This window comes from Bacillus sp. ISL-34 (assembly GCF_018613325.1).
Taxonomy (GTDB): Bacteria; Bacillota; Bacilli; order Bacillales; family DSM-1321; genus Peribacillus.
The window spans coordinates 126115-147477 of record NZ_JAGGQJ010000005.1 but is presented as its reverse complement, the minus strand read 5'-3'; the positions used below and the strand labels follow the sequence as shown (position 1 = coordinate 147477).

22 protein-coding genes, 1 tRNA gene, 2 pseudogenes and 1 riboswitch are annotated in these 21363 nt (G+C 40.7%); of the genes and pseudogenes, 20 read left to right on the top strand and 5 right to left on the bottom strand.

Annotated features, from left to right (window positions below):
• The first annotated feature begins 191 nt into the window (after positions 1-191).
• Together J7E52_RS06770 and J7E52_RS06765 are read left to right on the top strand one after the other, a co-directional pair.
• Positions 192-2180 (top strand): acyltransferase family protein, encoded by a 1989-nt coding sequence (locus J7E52_RS06770; protein ID WP_214744338.1) that lies wholly within the window; start codon positions 192-194, stop codon positions 2178-2180.
• A 659-nt stretch (positions 2181-2839) separates the two neighbouring features.
• Complete coding sequence (locus J7E52_RS06765; protein WP_214744336.1) at positions 2840-3073, top strand: peptidoglycan-binding domain-containing protein; 234 nt, start codon at positions 2840-2842, stop codon at positions 3071-3073.
• Between the two features lie 191 nt (positions 3074-3264).
• Here J7E52_RS06765 and J7E52_RS06760 read toward each other — a convergent pair whose 3' ends face one another.
• The 4 genes and pseudogenes from J7E52_RS06760 to J7E52_RS06755 form a co-directional block, all read right to left on the bottom strand.
• Positions 3265-4173 carry a S8 family peptidase gene (locus tag J7E52_RS06760; protein WP_286197520.1) on the bottom strand — a complete coding sequence of 303 codons (909 nt, stop codon included), beginning with the start codon at positions 4171-4173 and terminating at the stop codon, positions 3265-3267.
• 879 nt (positions 4174-5052) lie between these two features.
• Positions 5053-5169 (bottom strand): annotated as a pseudogene (locus J7E52_RS26840) (helix-turn-helix domain-containing protein); the annotation flags it as partial.
• A gap of 733 nt (positions 5170-5902) precedes the next feature.
• The gene (locus J7E52_RS26835; protein ID WP_286197519.1) at positions 5903-6025 is read right to left on the bottom strand and encodes a hypothetical protein; all 123 of its coding nucleotides are present in this window, start codon (positions 6023-6025) and stop codon (positions 5903-5905) included.
• A gap of 177 nt (positions 6026-6202) precedes the next feature.
• Positions 6203-6276, bottom strand: a tRNA-Arg gene (locus J7E52_RS06755).
• Between the two features lie 218 nt (positions 6277-6494).
• Between J7E52_RS06755 and J7E52_RS26830 the strand changes: the two are divergent.
• From J7E52_RS26830 to J7E52_RS06695, 13 genes and pseudogenes are all read left to right on the top strand, one after another.
• Positions 6495-6671, top strand: a pseudogene (locus J7E52_RS26830) (polysaccharide deacetylase family protein); the annotation flags it as partial.
• An 86-nt stretch (positions 6672-6757) separates the two neighbouring features.
• Positions 6758-6932: riboswitch (cobalamin riboswitch) on the top strand.
• A gap of 165 nt (positions 6933-7097) precedes the next feature.
• Positions 7098-8063, top strand: a complete 966-nt coding sequence (locus J7E52_RS06750) for an ABC transporter substrate-binding protein (protein ID WP_214744334.1) — start codon at positions 7098-7100, stop codon at positions 8061-8063.
• Positions 8026-9081, top strand: a complete 1056-nt coding sequence (locus J7E52_RS06745) for a FecCD family ABC transporter permease (protein ID WP_286197518.1) — start codon at positions 8026-8028, stop codon at positions 9079-9081. Before J7E52_RS06750 ends, J7E52_RS06745 begins: the two co-directional genes overlap by 38 nt.
• 6 nt (positions 9082-9087) lie before the next feature.
• The gene (locus J7E52_RS06740) at positions 9088-10560 is read left to right on the top strand and encodes a heme ABC transporter ATP-binding protein (protein ID WP_214744332.1); all 1473 of its coding nucleotides are present in this window, start codon (positions 9088-9090) and stop codon (positions 10558-10560) included.
• Positions 10557-11522: an adenosylcobinamide-phosphate synthase CbiB gene (gene cbiB, locus J7E52_RS06735; RefSeq protein ID WP_214744330.1), complete on the top strand. Its 966-nt coding sequence runs from the start codon at positions 10557-10559 to the stop codon at positions 11520-11522. The genes J7E52_RS06740 and cbiB overlap by 4 nt, the downstream gene beginning before the upstream one ends.
• Positions 11497-12570 (top strand): threonine-phosphate decarboxylase CobD, encoded by a 1074-nt coding sequence (cobD, locus tag J7E52_RS06730; protein WP_214744328.1) that lies wholly within the window; start codon positions 11497-11499, stop codon positions 12568-12570. Before cbiB ends, cobD begins: the two co-directional genes overlap by 26 nt.
• Positions 12543-13118 carry a bifunctional adenosylcobinamide kinase/adenosylcobinamide-phosphate guanylyltransferase gene (locus tag J7E52_RS06725; RefSeq protein WP_214744326.1) on the top strand — a complete coding sequence of 192 codons (576 nt, stop codon included), beginning with the start codon at positions 12543-12545 and terminating at the stop codon, positions 13116-13118. The genes cobD and J7E52_RS06725 overlap by 28 nt, the downstream gene beginning before the upstream one ends.
• Positions 13115-13906: an adenosylcobinamide-GDP ribazoletransferase gene (gene cobS / locus J7E52_RS06720; RefSeq protein WP_286197517.1), complete on the top strand. Its 792-nt coding sequence runs from the start codon at positions 13115-13117 to the stop codon at positions 13904-13906. Before J7E52_RS06725 ends, cobS begins: the two co-directional genes overlap by 4 nt.
• Positions 13864-14481, top strand: a complete 618-nt coding sequence (locus J7E52_RS06715; protein WP_214744324.1) for a histidine phosphatase family protein — start codon at positions 13864-13866, stop codon at positions 14479-14481. The genes cobS and J7E52_RS06715 overlap by 43 nt, the downstream gene beginning before the upstream one ends.
• Entirely contained in the window at positions 14397-14861 is a 465-nt protein-coding gene (locus tag J7E52_RS06710) for a bifunctional adenosylcobinamide kinase/adenosylcobinamide-phosphate guanylyltransferase (RefSeq protein WP_286197516.1), read from the top strand. Before J7E52_RS06715 ends, J7E52_RS06710 begins: the two co-directional genes overlap by 85 nt.
• Positions 14862-14875: 14 nt before the next feature.
• A complete protein-coding gene (locus J7E52_RS06705; protein ID WP_214744322.1) occupies positions 14876-15460 on the top strand; it encodes a cob(I)yrinic acid a,c-diamide adenosyltransferase in 585 nt (194 codons plus the stop codon).
• Between the two features lie 2 nt (positions 15461-15462).
• Positions 15463-15957: an ECF transporter S component gene (locus J7E52_RS06700; RefSeq protein ID WP_214744320.1), complete on the top strand. Its 495-nt coding sequence runs from the start codon at positions 15463-15465 to the stop codon at positions 15955-15957.
• Positions 15954-16652, top strand: coding sequence for an ATP-binding protein (locus tag J7E52_RS06695; RefSeq protein WP_214744318.1), 699 nt, complete (start codon positions 15954-15956; stop codon positions 16650-16652). Before J7E52_RS06700 ends, J7E52_RS06695 begins: the two co-directional genes overlap by 4 nt.
• A 353-nt stretch (positions 16653-17005) precedes the next feature.
• Here J7E52_RS06695 and J7E52_RS26825 read toward each other — a convergent pair whose 3' ends face one another.
• Positions 17006-17146: a hypothetical protein gene (locus J7E52_RS26825; RefSeq protein ID WP_286197545.1), complete on the bottom strand. Its 141-nt coding sequence runs from the start codon at positions 17144-17146 to the stop codon at positions 17006-17008.
• On the opposite strand from J7E52_RS26825, the gene J7E52_RS26820 reads away from it, so the two are divergent.
• The 5 genes from J7E52_RS26820 (at position 17116) to J7E52_RS06675 (ending at position 21261) form a co-directional block, all read left to right on the top strand.
• A complete protein-coding gene (locus J7E52_RS26820) occupies positions 17116-17298 on the top strand; it encodes a GntT/GntP/DsdX family permease (RefSeq protein WP_309476860.1) in 183 nt (60 codons plus the stop codon). The genes J7E52_RS26825 and J7E52_RS26820 overlap by 31 nt on opposite strands.
• Positions 17299-17475: 177 nt before the next feature.
• On the top strand, positions 17476-17634 hold the full coding sequence (locus tag J7E52_RS26815) for a GntT/GntP/DsdX family permease (protein WP_309476859.1): 159 nt from the start codon (positions 17476-17478) through the stop codon (positions 17632-17634).
• A 2-nt stretch (positions 17635-17636) separates the two neighbouring features.
• On the top strand, positions 17637-19181 hold the full coding sequence (gene gntK, locus J7E52_RS06685; protein WP_214744316.1) for a gluconokinase: 1545 nt from the start codon (positions 17637-17639) through the stop codon (positions 19179-19181).
• 395 nt (positions 19182-19576) lie between these two features.
• Positions 19577-20053 carry a Cys-tRNA(Pro) deacylase gene (gene ybaK, locus J7E52_RS06680; RefSeq protein WP_214744314.1) on the top strand — a complete coding sequence of 159 codons (477 nt, stop codon included), beginning with the start codon at positions 19577-19579 and terminating at the stop codon, positions 20051-20053.
• 89 nt (positions 20054-20142) lie between these two features.
• Positions 20143-21261, top strand: coding sequence for a PRK06851 family protein (locus tag J7E52_RS06675; protein ID WP_214744312.1), 1119 nt, complete (start codon positions 20143-20145; stop codon positions 21259-21261).
• Positions 21262-21363 lie beyond the last annotated feature (102 nt).

The window sequence follows — 21363 nt, the reverse complement described above, 5'->3', positions numbered from 1 at the left end:
AAAGTAACGTTCTCCTGTAGGCTACGTACCCAGGCAACGTACAATTTCTGTAAGGTGACCTGGTTGATAAGTTGGGAAAAAATCCATACTTGTGAAAATTAAAGAACCTTTTCTACTATATTGACAAATCATTATTGTAAAATGATATAATTTGAAATTGTATGCATGACGAAAAGTAGGAGATAGAATCAATGAATCAACCATTAATTAATATTGAGAGTAAATTCAGACCCGAAATCGAAGGGTTACGCGTTGTTGCCGCACTGCTGGTAGCGGTCTATCATATATGGCTTAATCGTGTTTCCGGCGGGGTTGATGTATTCTTTGTAATCTCAGGTTTTCTTATTACCACTTCAATTGTTTCCACAATCAACCGAACAGGGGAATATCGTTTTCGGCCATATGTCACAAAGTTAATGAAGAGATTACTTCCTTCTGTATTTTTTATTCTTGCAATCGTTCTGGTTTTAAGTTGGTTTTTATTACCAAAATCGATTTTAGATAAAACTATACATGAAGTATTTGCCTCAATGTTTTTTTACCAAAACTGGCAACTGGCTTTTTCGAGCACGGATTATTTAGATTCCAGCCAAATGAAAACACCTGTTGAACACTTTTGGGCTTTGTCTATACAAGGACAATTTTATCTAATCTGGTTTTTAATATTCACTTTAATTTTATTTTTGATAAAAAAATATAAATTAACTAAAGTTAAAACATTAATCAATACTGTTTTAGGAATATTATTTGTTTCTTCTTTTATATATTCAATATATTTAACTTCTGTCAATCAGCCATGGGCTTATTTCATTACAATGACACGTATGTGGGAATTTGCTTTAGGCAGTTTGCTCTGTATCAATTTATCATCAATTAAGGTAAATAAATATATTGCTACAGTGATAGGCTGGCTCGGATTAATCGGATTAATTTTAACTGGAATAGTCTTCAATGTATCTGAAATGTTTCCAGGGTATATTGCCTTATGGCCAATGACCTGCGCATTATTCATTGTTTTGTCCGGTACACGCGATACGAAATATGGTGTCAAACGCTTTTTAGGTTCACCTGTAATGGTGAAGCTAGGCGGTATCGCTTTTGGAATCTATTTGTGGCATTGGGTATTATTGGAGTTCTATCGTTATAATGTCCAGGAAACTCCAGGATTCATCGTTGGAACTCTTATTATCATTTCATCAATTGCCCTTTCGTTTTTAATGACTCGATTTATAGAAGAACCAATTCGAAGCTCAAAGGACAATAAATTCTCATTCAAGAGAATCGGGATAATGGGTAGTGTGAATGTACTCTTGATTGCATCTCTTTTAATTGGAGTGTATATAGATCAAAATAAGCTGGAAAATAATATAAACGATAAAAATTATCCAGGAGCGTTAGCTGTAAAAAACCCTGACGATATACCTGATCAAGAACCAATTCCATCATATTCTGAAGTCTTTGATGATTTACCAAAAGCGCATTTGGACGGCAGTAATCAGGGGTTAAAGGAAAGTGACTTGAAAATTGGGGAATATGGCGAAACTGAAAATTACGATGCTACAATTGCCCTGATCGGCAGTTCCCATTCAGAGCATTGGTTAGGTGCCATATTAAAAGCGACAAAAGATGATAATTATCGTGTATTGAATATGACTCGTTCAGGTACACGCTTTTCAACAGGTTATGCGGATGATGATTTGAAAGGTATCTGGGTCAATAATGTTCTCGATTATCTAAAGGATGCAGATGTAGATCTTGTCATTTCTCATGCCACAGCTTCTGATACGCCCAATAATAAAATACAACAACAGATGGTCGATCAGCTGCAGTATGTTAAAGATGAATATGGTATTGAAGTGTTAGCGGTTCGTGATGATCCAAGATATAGATTTAATGTACTGGAATCATTAGAAACAGATGGACTAGAAGAAACTACAAAAAAAATGAATTCAGTAGATAATCAGAAAGACGAAAGCTTTTGGAGACAATTTGAAAAAGAGAATAAATCATTGCATAAAATTGACTTAACAGATTACTTCAAGGTAAACGGTAAATTTCAGCCCATTATTGGTAATGTTATAATTTACCGGGACAATAGACATTTAACGAATACTTATTCTGAAAGTTTCGGACCTGTTTTTGAAGAAAAAATCAACGAGATAGGTTTAGATTCAAAGTAAGTATAGTTAATGGGAAATTTGTTTGAAGGATAAATATAGGTTATCTTGATATAAAAAATCTGAGTTCTGTGTTTTACAGGGCTCAGATTTTTTATATCTATAGGGCTTTTGTCTAACCGCCCCATAAATCACAGAAAAAACCCTGTTACTACGCGGAAGAACCGCGTAGTAACAGGGTTTTTAATTAGCGTCCCAGATAGGAATCGAACCTACGACCTACAACTTAGGAGAAGTAAGCATATAGCCTGTTATAGTCATTTTTAGTACCGTAAACTACTGATATATTACCTTTTTGTGGCATGTTTAAATTGGTTTAATTATCGGTTGTTTATCTCGAGTTTTTCGGCAAATTTTCGGCAAAAAAAAATAGCGCCTTGTCAAAAGATGCCGCAATTATTTACTTGCCTTAATTCCTAAATCCCCTAATTCCTAAATCCCCTAATACCTTGTCCATACACGAAGCTAAGAGGTGAAGGAAATCGAGATAATGGAGTTATCACCGAGTCGGAAGCTTCACGAATGTTGAAATATTTATTACTGTACTAATAATTTCTTAATTAAGATCCTTCTTTAACTGTGGGGAAGTTTTTTTTATGCCTAATAATATCTTAACCTTTTAAAATTATTGGAATTTAATTCAGTTTAAACGAGTACGGTACATGGGTTCGAAGATAAGTGTGGCTATCGCCATTGTCGAAAAAGGTGCAAAAGGCAATCTTACTTGGATCCTACAGGCTGCACTTTATTTGGAAGGATTTAACCCTGGATCACTTGATTCTATCTTCGGAAAAGGTACTGAATCAGCATTATCTAATTTCCAAAAAGCTAAAAGGATAACTGCAGATAAGAAGGCAGGTAAAGCAACTTTCACCGAATTATTCCCAAAACAATAAATGGAGAATAATAAGAAATTGAATGGACAATAAAATTACTGTACTATCTCCACATGGTACCTCCATCGTAAAAAGGCCCTTCTCGTTTGAGAGGGCATGTTTAAATTGATTTAAATTAGTGAACTATTCTAGTTTTTAAACATAATAAAAAGGAAGTAATTCCGAAGTCAACCTAAGAAGGAAAATAATAATTATTTATATTGTAATAGTCCATATCCATATGTATTATCTAAACCCTTTATTCCGAGGTCTAAAGATTTATTCTTTAATAGGTTAATAATAGCTTTTTGGTCAAATTTTATAGTAGGGTTTTCAGACAGATATAAAGAAATTAGTCCTGTTACAAAAGCAGTAGAATATGATGTACCTTCAAATATTGAATAATCTTTTAGGTTATTAGTAGATAGAATGTCTCTTCCTGGACCTACAACATCAATTTTTCCTCTTGGGGAAAATTTGGCTCGCTCATGCTCATGATCAATAGATCCAACTGAAATTACATTATTATACTTAGCTGGATAATCAACATCTTTAATATAATTATTTCCACTAGAAGCTACTACTATTATTCCATTGTTAGTAGCTTTATTAATGACTTTTTTTAATTTTTGATTGTCATTTTTTAAACCAAAACTAATATTAATAATTTCAACTTTTTCATTAATAGCCCATTCTATACCTCTAATAATATGTTCTACAGACCCTTCTCCTTTATCATTTAGAACTTTAACAGAATAAATTTTTGATTTTGGAGAAATGCCTTTAATACCAATAGAATTATCTTTTGCCGCAATGATGCCAGCTATTGATGTACCGTGATTGAATATATCTTTCATTGGTTCTTTAGAATTAATAGCATTAAACTCTTTGTAAATTTGTCCTTTTAAATCAGGATGTTCTTTATTAATCCCACTATCTAAAATAGCTATTTTAATTTTATTGTTTGATAAAGTTCGTTTAACTACCGTATCCTTATATCCCCAATTATCTTTTTTGCTTACTAGTGAATTATCTGGCTTAATGTGATTATTTGCTTTCTCTTTTGCATTATTTTTCGGAATTATATTAAAAATAAATATTAAAGATGATACTAGAATCAAAAAAAATATAAATTTATTAAACTTTGAAGATATTGGAATTCACCTCGAATTCGAAAAAGATGACTTTAAGCAAAGTCTACTCAAAGTACCTTTCTCTTCTTATTTGTTATTTATATTAGCCAAAAAATAATTTCAGTTAAAGATTCAGCTGACTTACCAGGTGGTTAAAGCTACGCCTTTAATAAAGTTTTTTCTTTTCATCTTGAAACCTCCAAAAATATGTAGTATTTTTAAACCAGTACTATATTACCATAAATTACTTTTTATTGTAAGTTTTTAAAGTAAAAAAATACAAAAAGGGAATTGAATACCAATTATGGGTAAGAAAAATTCGAAAAAATATTCACATGGAGATCATATTTTTGCAATTTCAACCGTAACTTTAATGTGTGCAGCAATTTTATCTGTACCTTTTTTATGTTTTTACCTAGTAGTATACATAGCTTCATTAACATCAGATGTATATATAAATTCTGAGAACACAACTTCATCTATAAAAATTATTTTTAAATTTTTCATTACAACTGTAGTAGTTACTGGCATTGTAGACATTCTATTTTCAAAGATATTAATATTAAAAAAAGGAATTTTGAGTTACGTTTCTGAAACACTATTAATGTTTGCATTTTTCTATTTATATGTTCTTGTATACTCTAGTATATCGAGTGACATTCTATTAAAAGGTAATGGTTATATTTATGTTTCAGCCTTTTTATTAGTTTTATATTTATTAATTCATGTTGTGTATATATCATCTAAAAAGATTTATTCAATTATGGTGAAAAATAATCAGAAGTAAAAAAAAATCATTATAAAGTAAAGCCTAACTGATTTATGGTTGGGCTTTATTTTATATAATTTTATATTTTTAACTTCAGATATAAATTCATCATCAAAATAAAGTTTATTCATAAGCTTGTTCACAATCCCATTGAAATAAGTAAATTGTCCTATATGCATCTTAACTCCACTTTTAATCTTCATAAAAAATTCCTTAAACGGTGTTACAACATCTTCAACATAAACTGCGGAAAACTTGATTCGATCTTCGGAAAAGCTACAGAGTCGCCATTATATAAGTTTCAAAAGCTAAAAAGATAACTGTAGATAAGAAGGCAGGCAAAGCTACCTTCACGGAATTGTTTGCTGCAAAATAAAAAGCGAGGAATATAAAGGATTGTACACGGTTACAATACTAATGTTAGAAGCCCTCACAAGTCTCAACAATTGTAAAATCTTCTCTTATGGAGTGGGTTTTATCTTTTTGTAGGATGAATAAAAAGTAATTGAATAAGGTATTATAATATTGCTTTTCCACTCATATAGCTCCTTCACTTAAAAAGCCCTTCTCCTTAATTGGAGAGGTTTTTTTATTGTAATGTAATGAATATAAAATTATAGATTGGATAAAATTATGATTGTGCAGACTCCTAGAATTGCACAACCTAACCTGGTAAGCTTCAGAACAGGGTTCCCCTTATGAACATCCTTCTCCTTAATTGGGGAAGGAATTTTTTTCTGTCTTTTTTAGGAACACTAGTTCGTATATTATGTGTGAAAAGGAGGGATTTTTCTGATGGGGACAATTCGTGATAGAGGGCTCGTTAAATGGCAAGATAACTCACTGATATTCTTAAAGGAAGAATGCTTTTTCAATAGGTAGTCTGATAAGTATCTGATATGTCGTTTATATTCTTCTAATGTTCTTTCTCTAACGCCTTCAGCGATCTTAAGCACTAAGGAAGATATCTAATGCTTCTGTCAGCGTATATTCAATTGCATGGGTATCTTCAACACCAGTTTGATTCCGTTCTTTTATCTGTTTGCCACGTTTTAATACTTTTTTAGCCAAAAAGAAAAGCACCTCCAAACAATGAAAACTTTTAGTGAATAGAATCACCATTGTTTCCAATGTTCAGAAGTGCTTTCATCCTACATACGTGATACAGCCTTTTTCAGTTAAGCCAAAAGAAAAACCCTGCTATAAAACGGCTTTAACCGCACTATAACAGGGTCTTCCATACATTAGCGTCCCAGATAGGAATCGAACCTACGACCTACAGCTTAGGAGGCTGTCGCTCTATCCTGCTGAGCTACTGGGACATATATAAAAGTCGACGACTTATTTATTATATTTCTTATAGGCAAACTTTTCAAGCTTATAGCACATACTTATGAAAAAAAAACTCATAAATGCTCAGCATGTCACTAAGATCTCGTGTCTCCCTATTATTTCATTAAATGGAATACTTTATTATCTTCTAGTTTTCTGGTACTATTATACTAGAAAAAAGGAGAATGATAGTGGAAAGATATAGAGTTTTAACGAAGAGAGTCTCAGGCTGTCAGAAGAAGCTGGATACAAGATGGCAGTCACTACGGAACCTGGGGGAGCTTCAAGGGAACAAGGGATGCATGTCCTGCATCGAGTTCGGATTTCACCCGGGCTATCAGTCGAGGGGTTTGCTTCACTGGTTGAAAATGCTTCAAGTCATTGAAGTTGGAAGGGTCATTTCAAACTCAGTCAGAAAAATCATATAATAATCGATTCTAACATGGTGTATAATGAAGGCAATGAAAATTATATACATATGAACGATTTGGTGTCGTAATGACTTAAAAGGGAAGCTGGTGAAATGCCAGCGCGGTCCCGCCACTGTATATGGAAGCTGACGGCTGTGTACCACTGTATGAGATATGGGAAGGTGCCGTTGACGATGACCATGAGCCAGGAGACCTGCCAAAATTCGTACACCTGTAACCTACGCGGATGGGAAGGTGTGTGGCAGATCCTAAGAAGTCCGTAATGATATTGTTGCCATACAAGCATCTTCCGTTTAACGGGAGGTGCTTTTTGTTTTGGGGGCATCTTCCGAGATTATTAGGTGAAAAGAAATTAAATAAAAAGATTGTGGGGAATGAAAATGAAGAAAATTTTTGGTCTAATACTGATGATGTTGCTTGTTGCAGGCATAATGGTTGGCTGCAGTGACGCAACTGATGAAGGAAAAGAAAAGCAGCAAACGAATCATGCTCAACACGAAGCTTTCCCGATTACGATTAAAGATGCAACTGGGGAAAAAGTAACGATAGAACAAAAACCGGAGAAAATCGTTTCATTGATACCAAGTAATACGGAAGTGGTGTTTGCACTTGGTTTGGGTAAAAAGGTCATTGGTGTTTCCGATAATGATAATTACCCGGAAGAAACGAAAGAAATTGAAAAAGTTGGCGGAATGGAAATGAACACGGAGCTGATTGTCTCCATGAAACCTGACCTTGTTCTTGCCCATGCATCAAGTGCCCATAATTCGAATGAGGGTTTACAGCAGCTTAAGGATGCTGGAATAGATGTACTCGTTGTCAATGATGCACAAAGCTTTGACCAAGTCTATGAGTCTATTGAAATGATTGGACAGGCAACGGGAGAACATAATAAGGCAAAAGAAATCGTTACGGATATGAAAACGCAGCTTAAGGATATCCAGGAAAAAGCCAAATCCGTAAAGGAAGAGGATAGGAAGACCGTTTTAGTGGAAGTTTCGCCTTCACCGGAAATATACACACCGGGAAAAAACACTTTCATGAATGAGATGCTTAATATTATTTCAGCGGATAATGCTGCTGCTGAGTTGGACGGTTGGGCAAAAATTGATGAAGAGTCGATGATTGCTGCAAATCCCGATGTCATCATTACAACGTATGGTTATTATACGAAAGACGCAGTAAGTGAAGTGAAGGGCCGAAAAGGATGGCAAGACGTAAATGCCATTAAGAATGGCCAAGTCTTTGATGTCCATTCAGACTTGGTGACCCGTTCCGGTCCACGCCTGATAGAGGGAGTAGAGGAACTTGCCAAAAAAGTCTATCCGAACCTATTTGACAACTAAATGGACGTTTGCTTATTTGATTGCGTTGTTATTTTTGTTATTCGCAATGACGATAGGCATTTCCTTTGGTTCGGTTCCGGTGCCGATTCCCGTACTTATACAAATAATCGGCAAGGAGATTTTCCATTTACCGATTTCTGCTGATCCGGATGTGATGCTTACGAACATCGTGATGAACATCCGCTTGCCGCGTGTGTTGCTTGCGGGTTTGGTCGGGGCATCACTTGCGGTTGCGGGTGCGGCATTTCAGGGACTGCTCCGGAATCCGCTCGCTGATCCCTACACTTTAGGTATTTCATCAGGGGCATCGGTCGGTGCCGTAGTGACATTATTCTTCAATATATCGCTGCCGTTCATCGGTTTATATACTCTTCCGGCATTGAGCATCTTATGCTCAGTGCTCACGATTTTCCTTGTACTGACTTTTGCAAAAAAATTGGATCGAACGATGAAAGTGGAAACGATCATTTTAACGGGTATCATTTTCAGCTCGTTTTTAAGTGCCTTCATTTCATTGATGATTGCGCTGACGGGTGAGGAATTAAGACAAATCATCGGCTGGCTGTTGGGAAGTGTTTCAATGCGCGGATGGAATTATATCACAATCATTTTGCCGTTTTTTATCATTGGTTCGTTGATCTTGATCATGAGTACAAGTGAATTGAATGCGATGACTTTCGGGGAAGACCGGGCGAAACACTTAGGTGTGAATGTTCAGCGGCGGAAAATGTGGATATTGATAGCCGGTTCGATCTTGACAGGGGCAGCCGTTGCCGTTTCCGGGACGATTGGCTTTGTAGGCTTGGTCATTCCACATTTTGTCCGTAAGATTTGGGGACCTGACCATAAACATTTGCTTCCGCTGTCATTACTGATAGGAAGCGGATTTCTAATTTTGGCTGACTTTGTAGCACGGACGGTCATTGCCCCATCGGAACTGCCGATCGGGGTGATCACCTCACTTATCGGGGCACCTGCATTTGCGCTGATTTTATTAAAGAGACGGAGAGAAGGGTAAAAACGGATGCTTGAAGTTAAAGGGTTAACAGGTGGATATGACAACAAAGCTGTTTTGGACTCCGTCTCTTTTGATGTACATAAAGGAGAATTATTCGGGATTCTTGGTCCTAATGGCAGCGGTAAAACGACGCTTTTAAGTATGCTTAGCGGGGTGCTCGATTATAAGGACGGAAGCATACGGATAAGAGGCAGGGATTTGAACGATTATTCGTCAAAACAACTTGCACAGGTCATTGCTGTGCTCCCACAACATTCCTCATTAGCTTTCTCCTATACAGTAAAAGAGACGGTCTCTCTTGGGAGATATGCCCACCAATCGGGTTGGTTCCATAGTTGGTCCTCAGAAGATGAAACGGTTGTCCAACGGGTTATGGAACAAACGGGAGTAGCTGATTTTCAGGATCTGCAGTTTGAACGATTATCAGGAGGCGAGAGACAGCGGGTCCTCTTGGCACAGGCACTCGCCCAAGAGCCGGAAATCCTTTTTTTGGATGAGCCTACGAACCACTTGGATCTTTCCTATCAAAAAGATCTTCTTGATCTAATGAGGAAAATGGCAAAAGAGGAGAAGTTGACCGTTATTTCGATTTTTCATGACTTGAATTTGGCTGGATTGTATTGTGATCGGCTGATGTTGCTTGAGAAAGGGAAAATTCAGGTTGTTGATGTGCCGAATGAAGTGCTCCAACAGGAACGGATTCAGGGTGTGTATCATACGACGATCGAAAAACACCCACATCCCGCCCTTCCGAAACCGCAGATGTTCATCGTTCCGGAAAAGCATGGCCATGATACTATCGCATTGGAAATTGATGAATCTTATCTGACAGTCGGACCTGAGATGATTCAATTGGATTCCCCGATCCCGCTTAGGACGATGTCTTCCGGAGTGACTGGTTCGGGGACGGGCTGGCATAAATATTTCGTGAATAGGCACGTCCATCATGGCTATGACTGCGAGGATCATCATGTTGAAATGGCCGACTATTTAAAAGCTCATGGTTTTGAACCTCAGGAAACGGTAGGGATGATGACAGCTGTCTTTCTCGATACGGTTGCTTTCAAGCTATTAAGAGCTGAAGATTTCTCGGTTTTCATTATCGTGACGGCTGGTGTAGGGAATGCCATCGACGCTTCTTTAGCTGACCGGCATTCTTGGAGTTCCGCTCCAGGAACGATAAATACATGGGTATTCGTGAATGGACATTTGGCAGAAGAGGCTTTCATCCACAGCATAGTTACTGCGACCGAGGCAAAAGTAAAAGCGCTTCATGATTTGCACGTATTGGATAAGGTGACAAATACATGCGCAACAGGAACATCGACAGACAGCATTTTGATAGCGGCAGCTCAAAGAGGGGCAAAGCTTCAATATGCAGGCACCATAACTCCATTAGGAAAGCTGATCAGTCGCGGTGTATATGATTGCACAGTGGAAGCATTAAAGAATAATCGGAAACGGATTGAGGATTTATGATTTACCATCATCTTTTTGCTGTTACGCTGGCGTTTTTCCTTGATCTATTAATCGGTGATCCGCCAAATTGGCCGCACCCAGTCAAATGGATAGGAACGATGATAAGCAAGCTGGATAAGAAATTCAATAAAGGAACATATAAGAAACGGAATGGACTGTTCATGTTGATCATCGTCTTAGCTATGGTGTTATTGATTACAGGTCTAACCGTCTATTTGGCTTATCTCATCCATCCGCTTGCAGGTATCCTTTGGGAAGCTGTTGTCATTTCTACTACGATAGCTCAGAAGGGCTTGAAGCAAGCTGGGATGGATGTTTGCCTTCCGCTGAAAGAACGCGATTTTCCTGAAGCGAGGCTAAAGCTTTCCTATATCGTGGGCCGTGATACTGCTGATCTTGATGAATCCGAAATCGTCAGGGGCACTGTGGAAACCGTAGCGGAAAATACCAGTGATGGGATCACGGCCCCATTGTTTTGGGCAGCCATTGGCGGTGCGCCGCTCGCGATGGTGTACAGGGCGATTAATACCTGCGATTCCATGGTAGGGTACAAAAATGAGAAATATGGACAATTCGGCTGGGCTTCAGCCAAGCTCGATGATATTGTGAACTGGATTCCCAGCCGCCTTACCGGGTTCCTGATGTTGCTGAGCTCGAAATCCAGCTATCATGGATTTGGTGCTAGATGGAAGATATTATTCAATGACGCAAAAAAACATCCAAGTCCGAATAGCGGTTGGTGTGAAGCAGGCGTTGCTGCCAATTTGGGAATCCAGCTTGGAGGCCGGAATATGTACAAAGGAATTGTTTCCGACCGTGCGAGGATGGGAGTTCCGCTGGTTCGGTTGGAAGCAAAACATATACCAAAAACGATTACCATCATGCATCGGTCATCTTTTCTATTTCTACTGATGTTATGGCTAGGGGGACTTATTCTTGACATTACCTTCTCATGGCTCTAATCCTCATTATCTTTACGAAGCGCTGGAAATCGAAATGCCTGAATCGGTTCTCGACTTCAGTGCTAACATCAACCCATTGGGGCCGCCTTTACGCATAAGAGAACAATGGTCCGGGTTTTTCGAAGGAATCCTTCAATACCCAGATCCGCAGGCCATTGAACTGACAAAATCAATTGCAAAAAAAGAAGCTCTTCCTGAGCAATCCGTTTTGGTGGGGAACGGTGGTGCTGAAATAATCATGCTGGTAGCGAACGGACTGACCAATAAAAGGGTGCTGATCATTCAGCCGGCATTTGCGGAATATGCTGAAGCTTGTTTGGCAGCAGGATGTAAGGTGGTTTTTCATCAGCTTGATGCTCCTGAGTGGCAATTGGACTTAAATCGGTTGATTCCCCGATTACCCGAATATGATGCAATTTTCTTATGTACGCCTAATAATCCGACAGGTGTTTCATTTAAGCGGGATGCAGTCAGGGAATTGATCATGGAATGCCAAAAAGCGGATTGCCTGGTTGTCCTGGATGAGGCTTTTTATGATTTTTCGGAAGATGCCTTTAGCTATGCTTCTTTAATCAATGTATTTCCACATTTACTCATTCTAAGATCAATGACTAAAATCTTTGCAATTCCGGGTTTGAGACTAGGTTATTTGCTTGCGGCACCTGACATCATAAAACGGGTAAGAAATTATAAACCGCATTGGAGCGTCAACCATGTGGCGCTTGAAGTAGGCAAAATCTGTCTTGAAGAAGAAGCCTACATGAGAAAAACAAGAGACTATATTGCATTGCAAAAGCAAAAGCTATTCCGGTTTTATGAGGAGCAAGGGTTGAATGTCTCCGATAGCACAGTTAATTTCTATTTGGTGAAGGATGAATCCCTATCCCTTTTGCCCTTTTTACTGAAAAAAGGAATCGTACCGCGCCATACCTATAATTTCCCGGGTTTGGATGGATTGTGGCTTCGGTTTGCAGTGAAGAGTGAACATGATAACGAAGCACTGATGGAGGGGGTAAGACAGTGGAGAAAGCAAGGCTCTGTTTTATAACCGGGGGTGTCCGTTCCGGAAAAAGCAGCTTCGCAGAAAGAAAAGCCCTTGAGTATGCACTTCGAATGGATGGGAACTTGCATTACCTCGCCTGCGGCCGTGTCAGTGATGCTGAAATGGGTGAACGCATCCATAGGCACCAGAAAGATAGAGAAACCAGCCCGATTGCTTGGAAGACTTCTGAATACGCAACCGATATTACTAGAATAGGGGCGGACATTGACCAGGATTCCATCATCCTGCTCGATTGTCTGACAACCCTGCTTGATAACGAACTATTTGGCCCTGGCATTCCGCTTGAAAAAGAATTTTTAGATAGCGTTTTTTCAAAAATAATAACCGGAATCAATGAGATAAGAAAACAATCCAGCTGTTTAATAGTCGTAAGCAATGAATTGGTGCAGGAACCGATTTTCCAGAATGATTTCCTCCATATATACGGAAAAACACTGGGCAAGCTTCATCAAACGATTGTCGGGCAGGCGGATGAAGCCTATCTTGTGGAAGCGGGAATTCCATTGCCGAAGAAAGGGTGCATGCAGGAATGAGTGGAATGATCGGATTTTTAATTAACCTGCAGTTCTTTACGGTTTTTCCAATAAAGAAGCAGCTTCCGATGGAGAAGAAATATATACACCGTGCCATTCAAACCTTTCCATTAGTAGGTCTTTTGCTGGGCTTGATATTGGGTGGTGTTTTGTATGCACTAGTGGAATGGACCCCATTGTCATCGCTTTCGATTGCCTTTTTCCTTTGGTTTTTGACGATGGCATTAACGGGAGGTTTGCATCTCGATGGCTGGATCGATGCAAGTGATGCTTTTTTTTCCTATCAGGATAAAGAGCGCCGATTGGAAATCATGAAAGATTCCAGGACAGGTGCATTCGGTGTCATCTCTGTCATAGTCCTATTGGCCGCCAGGTATCTATTTATCTATGAAATTGTCGAGAGGGTAAATGAATGGACATACTTCTTGATCATTGCCCTTCCGCTCCTAAGCAAATGTGTGATGGGCTATTTGCTCATCCGGATGCCGCTGGCTAAAAAAGAGGGTCTCGGTGCTTTTTTTCAAAGTGCAGTAAAGAAAAGCAGTTTGCCCATTTATTGGCTATACCTCATTGTAAGTCTGGCGATTGCCTGGATCATCGATTTTAAGCTTGTCACCTTATTTTTCATCATGTGCCTGGCTGCGATGTTTTTCCTGGTTTATATAAAACGTAAAGTCATCAGTTGGTTCGGTGGGATAACGGGGGACGTGCTGGGGGCATCCGTGGAAGGGGTTGAGCTCTGGTTATGGCTGATATTGTGGCTATTACACTACTTCGTCATGGGCTGACAGTAGCAAATGAGCGAAAGGCCTATTTAGGCTGGACGGATTCTCCATTAAGTACCGAAGGAGAAAAGGAAATACTGGATTTAAGGGGCTCTTACCCACTGTATGAAAAAATTCACAGCAGTGATTTGCCCCGCTGTGTGGAAACTGCACGACTTCTGTTTCCAAATGCAGTCCCGGTCAAAAACCCTTCGTTCCGTGAAATGAACTTCGGCAGTTGGGAAGGGCGGACGTATGAAGAGTTGAAGACAGATGGAGATTATCTTAATTGGCTGGAACGTCCCATGGAGGCACGGGTGCCTGGGGGTGAAAGCTATCCGGCATTTTCCGAGCGTGTTAATAAGGGCTGGAACCAATTGATTGCCTGTAGGGAGAACCGATTTGCCCTAATGACGCATGGAGGGGTAATCCGTGATTTATTGGTCCGCTATGCCCCACAGGAAAAGTCTTTTTTTGATTGGAGGATTTCCCATGGCAGGGGATATGAGCTGATATGGGAAGACCGGAACAGCTTAAGGAGGGGAGAACGCTGCACTTTGTTACAGGAGGCGCCTATAACGGGAAAACTAAATGGGTAAAGCAATTGTATGGTTTGGAAAATGATGTCCTTTGGTTATCCGGTTATCGAAAAGAACAGCCGGAATTGATTGATTTTCAAGGCAAGACTGCTGTATTGCAAGGGTTGGATGCATGGATTCGACAAGATGCAGAAAAGATGGATTCAGATTCGATTCGAAGAAGATGGAAGGAAATCATGGCTGATTGGCGAATATGGGAGAAAGAAAGAGATGACCACAACTGCATTGTGATCGGTTCCGATATCACCAAAGGCATAGTCCCGATGGAAGCAAGAGATCGCAGATGGCGCGATGCCTGCGGGTTTGTCTTTCAAGATGTAGCATCCATATCAAGGCGCGTCGATATCATCTGGTATGGAATTAACCAGCGAATAAAGTAGAGGAGGCAATTGGGATGAAAATCTATACACGTACAGGGGATAAGGGACAAACAAGCGTAATCGGAGGTCGGCTTGATAAGAATGACATCCGTGTAGAAACTTATGGAACGGTGGATGAAGTGAATAGCTATATCGGTCTTGCGGTGACAGAATTGGATTCAGCGATATTTAAGGACGTACTGGCCGATCTAGAGAAAATCCAGCATGAGTTGTTTGACTGCGGCGGTGATTTGGCAACCGTTTCCGAGAAGGCCCCACAAAAGCTGACGGATGAGGCTATTACCTATTTGGAAGAACGGATAGATGCCTTCATACTTGAAGCGCCGGAATTGGAAAAGTTTATCCTGCCTGGCGGCTCAAAAGCGGCTGCAACCATTCATATTGCCCGAACCGTTACAAGAAGGGCAGAACGATTGGTCGTATCATTGATCAAGTCGGGTGCGGCTGTTTCACCATTATCCCTTCAATATTTAAATCGTTTGTCGGACTACTTCTTTGCTGTTGCACGTGTGATCAATTTCCGTCTTGGTGTGAAAGATGTAGAATATATCCGCAGCGCAAATGTGTTCCGTGGAGGGAAAAGAAAGGAAAAAGAGTAAACATGGACGTTAGAAAAATAAGTGCAATCGCTATATTCATTGCCTTATCGGCGGTAGGGGCAATGATTAAAATCCCTTCCCCGATCGGGAGTATCGCTTTGGATAGCTTTCCGGCCCTGTTGGCGGCTGTCATACTTGGCCCGGTATCGGGGGCTATTGTAGCCGGGCTTGGTCATATCATTTCAGCGTTCATCGGCGGCATGCCACTTGGGCCATTCCACTTTTTGATCATGGTCGAAATGGCAGTCCTGGCATGGATGTTCGGCATTTTATATATACACGGAAAAAAAGTAGGCGCATTTTTCCTCTTCTTTATCGGTAATGCCTTCGTTTTAGCCCTGCCTTTCGCATTTCTGATCAGCCCTGGTTTTTACATGTTATTGGTTCCGGGGTTAACGGCAGCGACGGCGGTAAATGTAGTATTGGCTGCGCTTTTACTGCCACGCTTGGAGCCTGTTCTGAAAAAAATGATTTTTAAAGATGGACTCGCAGAATGAGTGATTCATTGATCTTGCCATTTTCAGAATCAGACTCATTGATTGTTTCTAGTGATAATAGCGGCGGTATCGGCCTGAAGGAAAAAGATATTGTCCATGTCCCCTATGAGGTCGTTGGCTATTATTCCTTTCGGGTCGCCGTCATGGAATGCTTGGGCGTTGGCGGAAGACCTGTATCGGTCGTTCTAAATAATTTCTGCGGTAATGAAGCCTGGGAGGATTTGACCAGGGGTGTGAAAAAGGGGCTGAATGAATTGGGAATGGAAGACCTTCCCATTACTGGCAGCACAGAAAGTAACATGCCGCTTCTACAATCAGCACTTGGTCTTATGGTGATTGGTAAGCGTGTGAATGAACCTGTTAAAAAGCAGCATCCTTCACGGAAAATCGCTCTGATCGGCAGGCCGCTCGTTGGAGAAGAAGTAATGGAACAGCAAGATTGGGTCGCGCCATTATCTTTATATAAAAGCCTAAGTGAAATGGAAGACGTTCAGGCACTTCCAGTCGGCTCAAAAGGGATAGCATATGAATGGAAGCAGCTGGACCAAAGCGGTGAAGGTGTTTCCGTACATATAAGTGATAAAGTCGATATCGAAAAATCATCAGGACCATCCACCTGCTTCATCATTGCATATCCTGAACATCTGGAGGATGAAATCAAGCACATATCCGGTCCTCTTTTTATTGGTGAATGATGTTTTCATGACTGAATCAGGTATCGAGTTTAGTTCACAAAGAACAGGTTCGATGCTTTTTTCATTAAGATCTTACTTTTATTGATTGTTAGCCATAACCATAGTTTGTTCTTGATCGTTATAATAGCCAAAGCAACATGGTCCCCATTTATTGCGGTTACTTCTTGCTTCCGTCATTTTAGGGAGTATCGCAGGTATGGATATTCCGGATGTTGCAGATGCTGTTCAGACAGGGGTGCGAATCCCCTTTGGGCATTTTATATGCTTTGATCATCGGAATTCCCAATGCCATTTTTAGCTGAGCGGATTTTTGCTACATATCTAAAAGAATGGATGTACAAGCACCCGAGGGGCTAGCGGTACAATTCTCCAATCTTCGTCATTACCTTGATCACGATTTTAATGCCGGTCTTTTTAATGTTGATCGTGGCTTTCGCTGTGTTTGCTGAAGATACAATATGAAATGATTGGATTGCCTTCATTTGGAAAACCAATCATCGCCCTCATGATTTCTGTGGTGGTTTCATTCTTTACATTAGGCTGCGCTAGAGGTTTTAATAAAGAAGAACTAAACCAATTCATGTCCGCCTGCCTCGCCCCGCCTGCGTCCATCATCTTGATAATCGGAGCGGGCGGGTGCATTTAAAAATGAATTGATCACGAGCGGGGTGGGTGAAGCCGTAGCAGCCATGATCCGTGTCGCTAGAGGTTTTAGCAACTGTCGCGATCACAACTGCAATAGGCATTGTGCTGCCGATCATATCTTCTGGATATTGATTTGCTTGTCCTTGCAATCGGTTCAGGTTCATTAATTCCATCACACGTGAATGATGCAGGATTTTGGATGATCAAAGATTTCTTTAATTTAACAGTCGCACAAACGTTAGTCTTGGACGGTTATGGAAACGATTATATCATTCGTTTCACTTATCCTAATCTTACTATTGAATTCAATTGTTTAAGAGAAAGGAGCATGTTGTAAATATGGGACATTCAGGTTATATGATGGGGATCGATATTGGTACGACGAGTACGAAGGTTGTTCTTTTTTCAAAAGGGGGGGAGGTTGTCCAATCTTGTTCGAGGGGATATCCTCTTCATAGTCCAACTCCTTCCGTTGCGGAACAAGATCCCGAAGAAATTTATAAAGCGGTCATCATTGCAATAGGCGAGGTCATGATTGCAAGTGGAATAGAAAAGCAAGAACTGGCCTTCATATCGTTCAGTTCGGCGATGCATAGCTTGATCGCCATGGGTAAAGACGGCAGCCCGCTGACGAATAGCATTACATGGGCGGATAATCGAAGTGTTGCCTATGCAAAGAAATTGAAGGCTTCGGAACAGGGGATGCAATTGTATCAAAGGACGGGAACACCCATTCACCCAATGTCCCCAATCACGAAAGTAATGTGGTTAAGAAATGAGCATCCCGGGATTTTTAACGAAACGGACAAATTTATAGGAATTAAAGAATACATCATCTATAAATTTTTCAATGAGTATGTGATGGATTATTCGCTCGCTTCTGCAACGGGCATGTTCAACTTGAATGACCTGAAGTGGGATGATGAGGCACTCACCATTGCTGGAATTGGGGCTGACAAGCTGCCGACGCTTGTCCCTACAACGCATATCCTCTCAGGCTTAAGTGATGAATTAGCTGCAAAAATGAACATTCAGGCTGATACCCCGTTTGTGATTGGCGCGAGTGATGGCGTGCTTGCCAACTTAGGGCAAAACGCAATCAAGCCAGGCGTTCTGGCAGTGACAATCGGAACGAGCGGTGCGGTAAGAACCGTCAGTGACCGGCCGCTTACCGATCCGAAAGGCAGGACATTCTGCTATGCCCTTACTGAGAATCACTGGGTAATCGGCGGACCGGTCAACAATGGGGGAATCACCTTCCGATGGGCACGCGATCAATTGGGCCGTGTGGAAATCGAAAAAGCGAAGGCTTCGGGCCAGGACTCCTATGAGATCCTGACGGATATGGCTTCCAATATTGCACCTGGTTCTGATGGGTTGATATTCCACCCGTATATGGCAGGGGAACGGGCACCATTATGGAGTGCCGATGCAAGGGGCTCCTTCTTCGGACTGGCGCTTCATCACACTCGTGACCATATGGTCCGGGCAGTGCTGGAGGGTGTGATGTATAACTTGTACAGTGTCCTTCTTGCCGTAAAGGAATTGACGGGTGCTCCCGAGAAGATCCATGCAAGCGGCGGATTTGTCCGCTCCAAGCTCTGGCGCCAAATAATGGCTGATATATTCAATCAAAACGTGACAATTCCTGAAAGCTTCGAAAGTTCTAGCTTAGGCGCCGCCGTTCTTGGATTATACGCTTTAGGCGAAATCCAAAGCCTTGATCAGGTTGAGGGTATGGTTGGTGAAACGAATGAACTTGTCCCAATTGAAGAGAACGTTAAAGTATATGAAGAATTAATGTCGATTTATTTATCCGTGAGCAGGCAATTGGAAGGCGACTACAAGAGAATCGCTGATTTCCAAAGACGTCATTTAGAATAATTTTCAGGGAAAGCACAGATGCATAAGCACTGTGCTTCCGATTGTTCGGAATGGTCTCACCCCGAACCATGGTAATAAAAGAGACTTGGTTATCCTTCATGTTTCTTTAGATGATACCCAGTACTAGATTGAAGAAATTTGTGACACACCTGCCGAATAACTGGCTAGCCGAGACACCAAAGGCGCTTGCTTTGATGAGGCTTGGCAGAAAGTGGCGGAAAGGGAGCGGATTTCTGAAATCAAGCTGGAACGTTTTTAATAAAAAAATTGAGGCATACAGGCTTTTCTTCGAATTAGTCTATAGTCTAAAAGCACGGATGCATAGGCACTGTGCTTTTCTTTTTGCCTGGTAATTAAAATGGTAAGATGGTAGAAAACGATAAGGGGCATTTTCTATGGGAGCCAGTAAAACGAATGCAATGCGAATTCTTGATAATAAACGTATAGAGTATGGCATGATGAGTTATGATGCCCGCGATGGAAAAATCGACGGGATCACTGTTGCTGACAAAATTGGAAAAGCGCCAGAAACCGTTTTTAAAACGCTTGTTACCCATAACGGACCGCAGCAGCTTTACGTATTTGTCATTCCTGTAGCCACCGAACTGGACTTGAAAAAAGCAGCGAAGGCCGCAGGTGCAAAAAAAATTGAAATGCTTGCGGTTAAAGATCTGCAAAAATACACAGGGTACATTCGGGGAGGCTGTTCCCCGATCGGAATGAAAAAGCAATACCCGACCTTTATCGATGAAAGTGCAGCAAACCTGCCTGAAATCATCGTAAGCGGGGGAAAAATCGGTACACAAATCGTTTTAAAACCTTCAGAATTCCTGGAGGTCACACAAGCGGAATCTGTAGCCCTAATAAAATAGACTGTTAACCTTTAGGCATTCACCTATTGGTTCTTTTCTGCATACGCTGTCTTGAAGATCACATCTGTATTGTGAGGGAGAGTGTGAAAGTGACAGGAAAAGTGATGCATTATTTCGCAGGAGGCAATACGGCTAAAGGTTTTTATAGTTTATATGATTCCAATTTAGCAGGTCTTGAAAGATTGTTCATATTAAAAGGCGGACCTGGTTCCGGTAAATCGACCATTATGAAAAAAATCGGCCAGGAATGGCTGGATAAAGACTATGACATCGAGTATTTACATTGTTCGTCCGATAATGATTCCATTGATGGAGTGATCATTCCTGCTTTGAAAATCGGACTCGTGGATGGGACTGCGCCGCATGTGATTGAGCCAAAGGCACCTGGAGCCATTGAGGAATATGTCAATCTTGGGGCTGCCTGGAATTCCCAGCAGCTTGCTTCTGAAAGAGCGGCCATCATAAGATTGACGAATGCGAGAAGCAAGAGTTTCGAGAAGGCATATGCCCTATTCGCTGAAGCATTGAAGATACATGATGAATGGGAAGACATTTATAAAGCAAATATTGATTTCGCTAAATTGAATGGGTTGACCAATAAATTGATAGAAGGCTTTTATAGAGATATCACCCTTAATAAGAAGTCGGATGTTCGTCACCGATTTTTAGGGGCGGCTACACCAAAGGGTGCAGTTGATTTCATCCCCAATATTACTGAGGGAATACAAAAACGGTACTTTTTAAAGGGACGTCCAGGTTCAGGGAAATCAACGATGCTGAAGAAGATTGCAAAGGCTGCGGAGCAAAGAGGCTTTGATGTGGAAGTATATCATTGCGGTTTCGATCCGCATAGCTTGGACATGGTAATCGTCCGGGAGGTAGGGATCGCCATTTTTGACAGCACATCACCGCATGAATATTTCCCGAGTTGTGAAGGTGATGAAATCATAGATATATATAAAACGGCGATTCTGCCTGGAACAGATGAAATTTATGCCGATCAATTAAAGGATGTTTCCACCAGGTACCGGACAAAAATGAATGAAGCGACAGCAAATCTGGCTAAGGCAAAAGAGCTGCATGACGAACTTGAAAAAATTTATGTAAAAGCGATGGACTTTACAGCCATCGATGACATTCAAAGAGACATCCAAGAACAGATCATTGAACGGGCACAAGATGTCGATAGCCAAACGATTCTGCATTAAGAAAATAAACTGCACCTAACTTATTAGGTGCAGTTTATTTATATACATAAAAGGATTTTTTTATGAGTGAAGTCACACAAGAATAGATACGGGTTTGTTAAA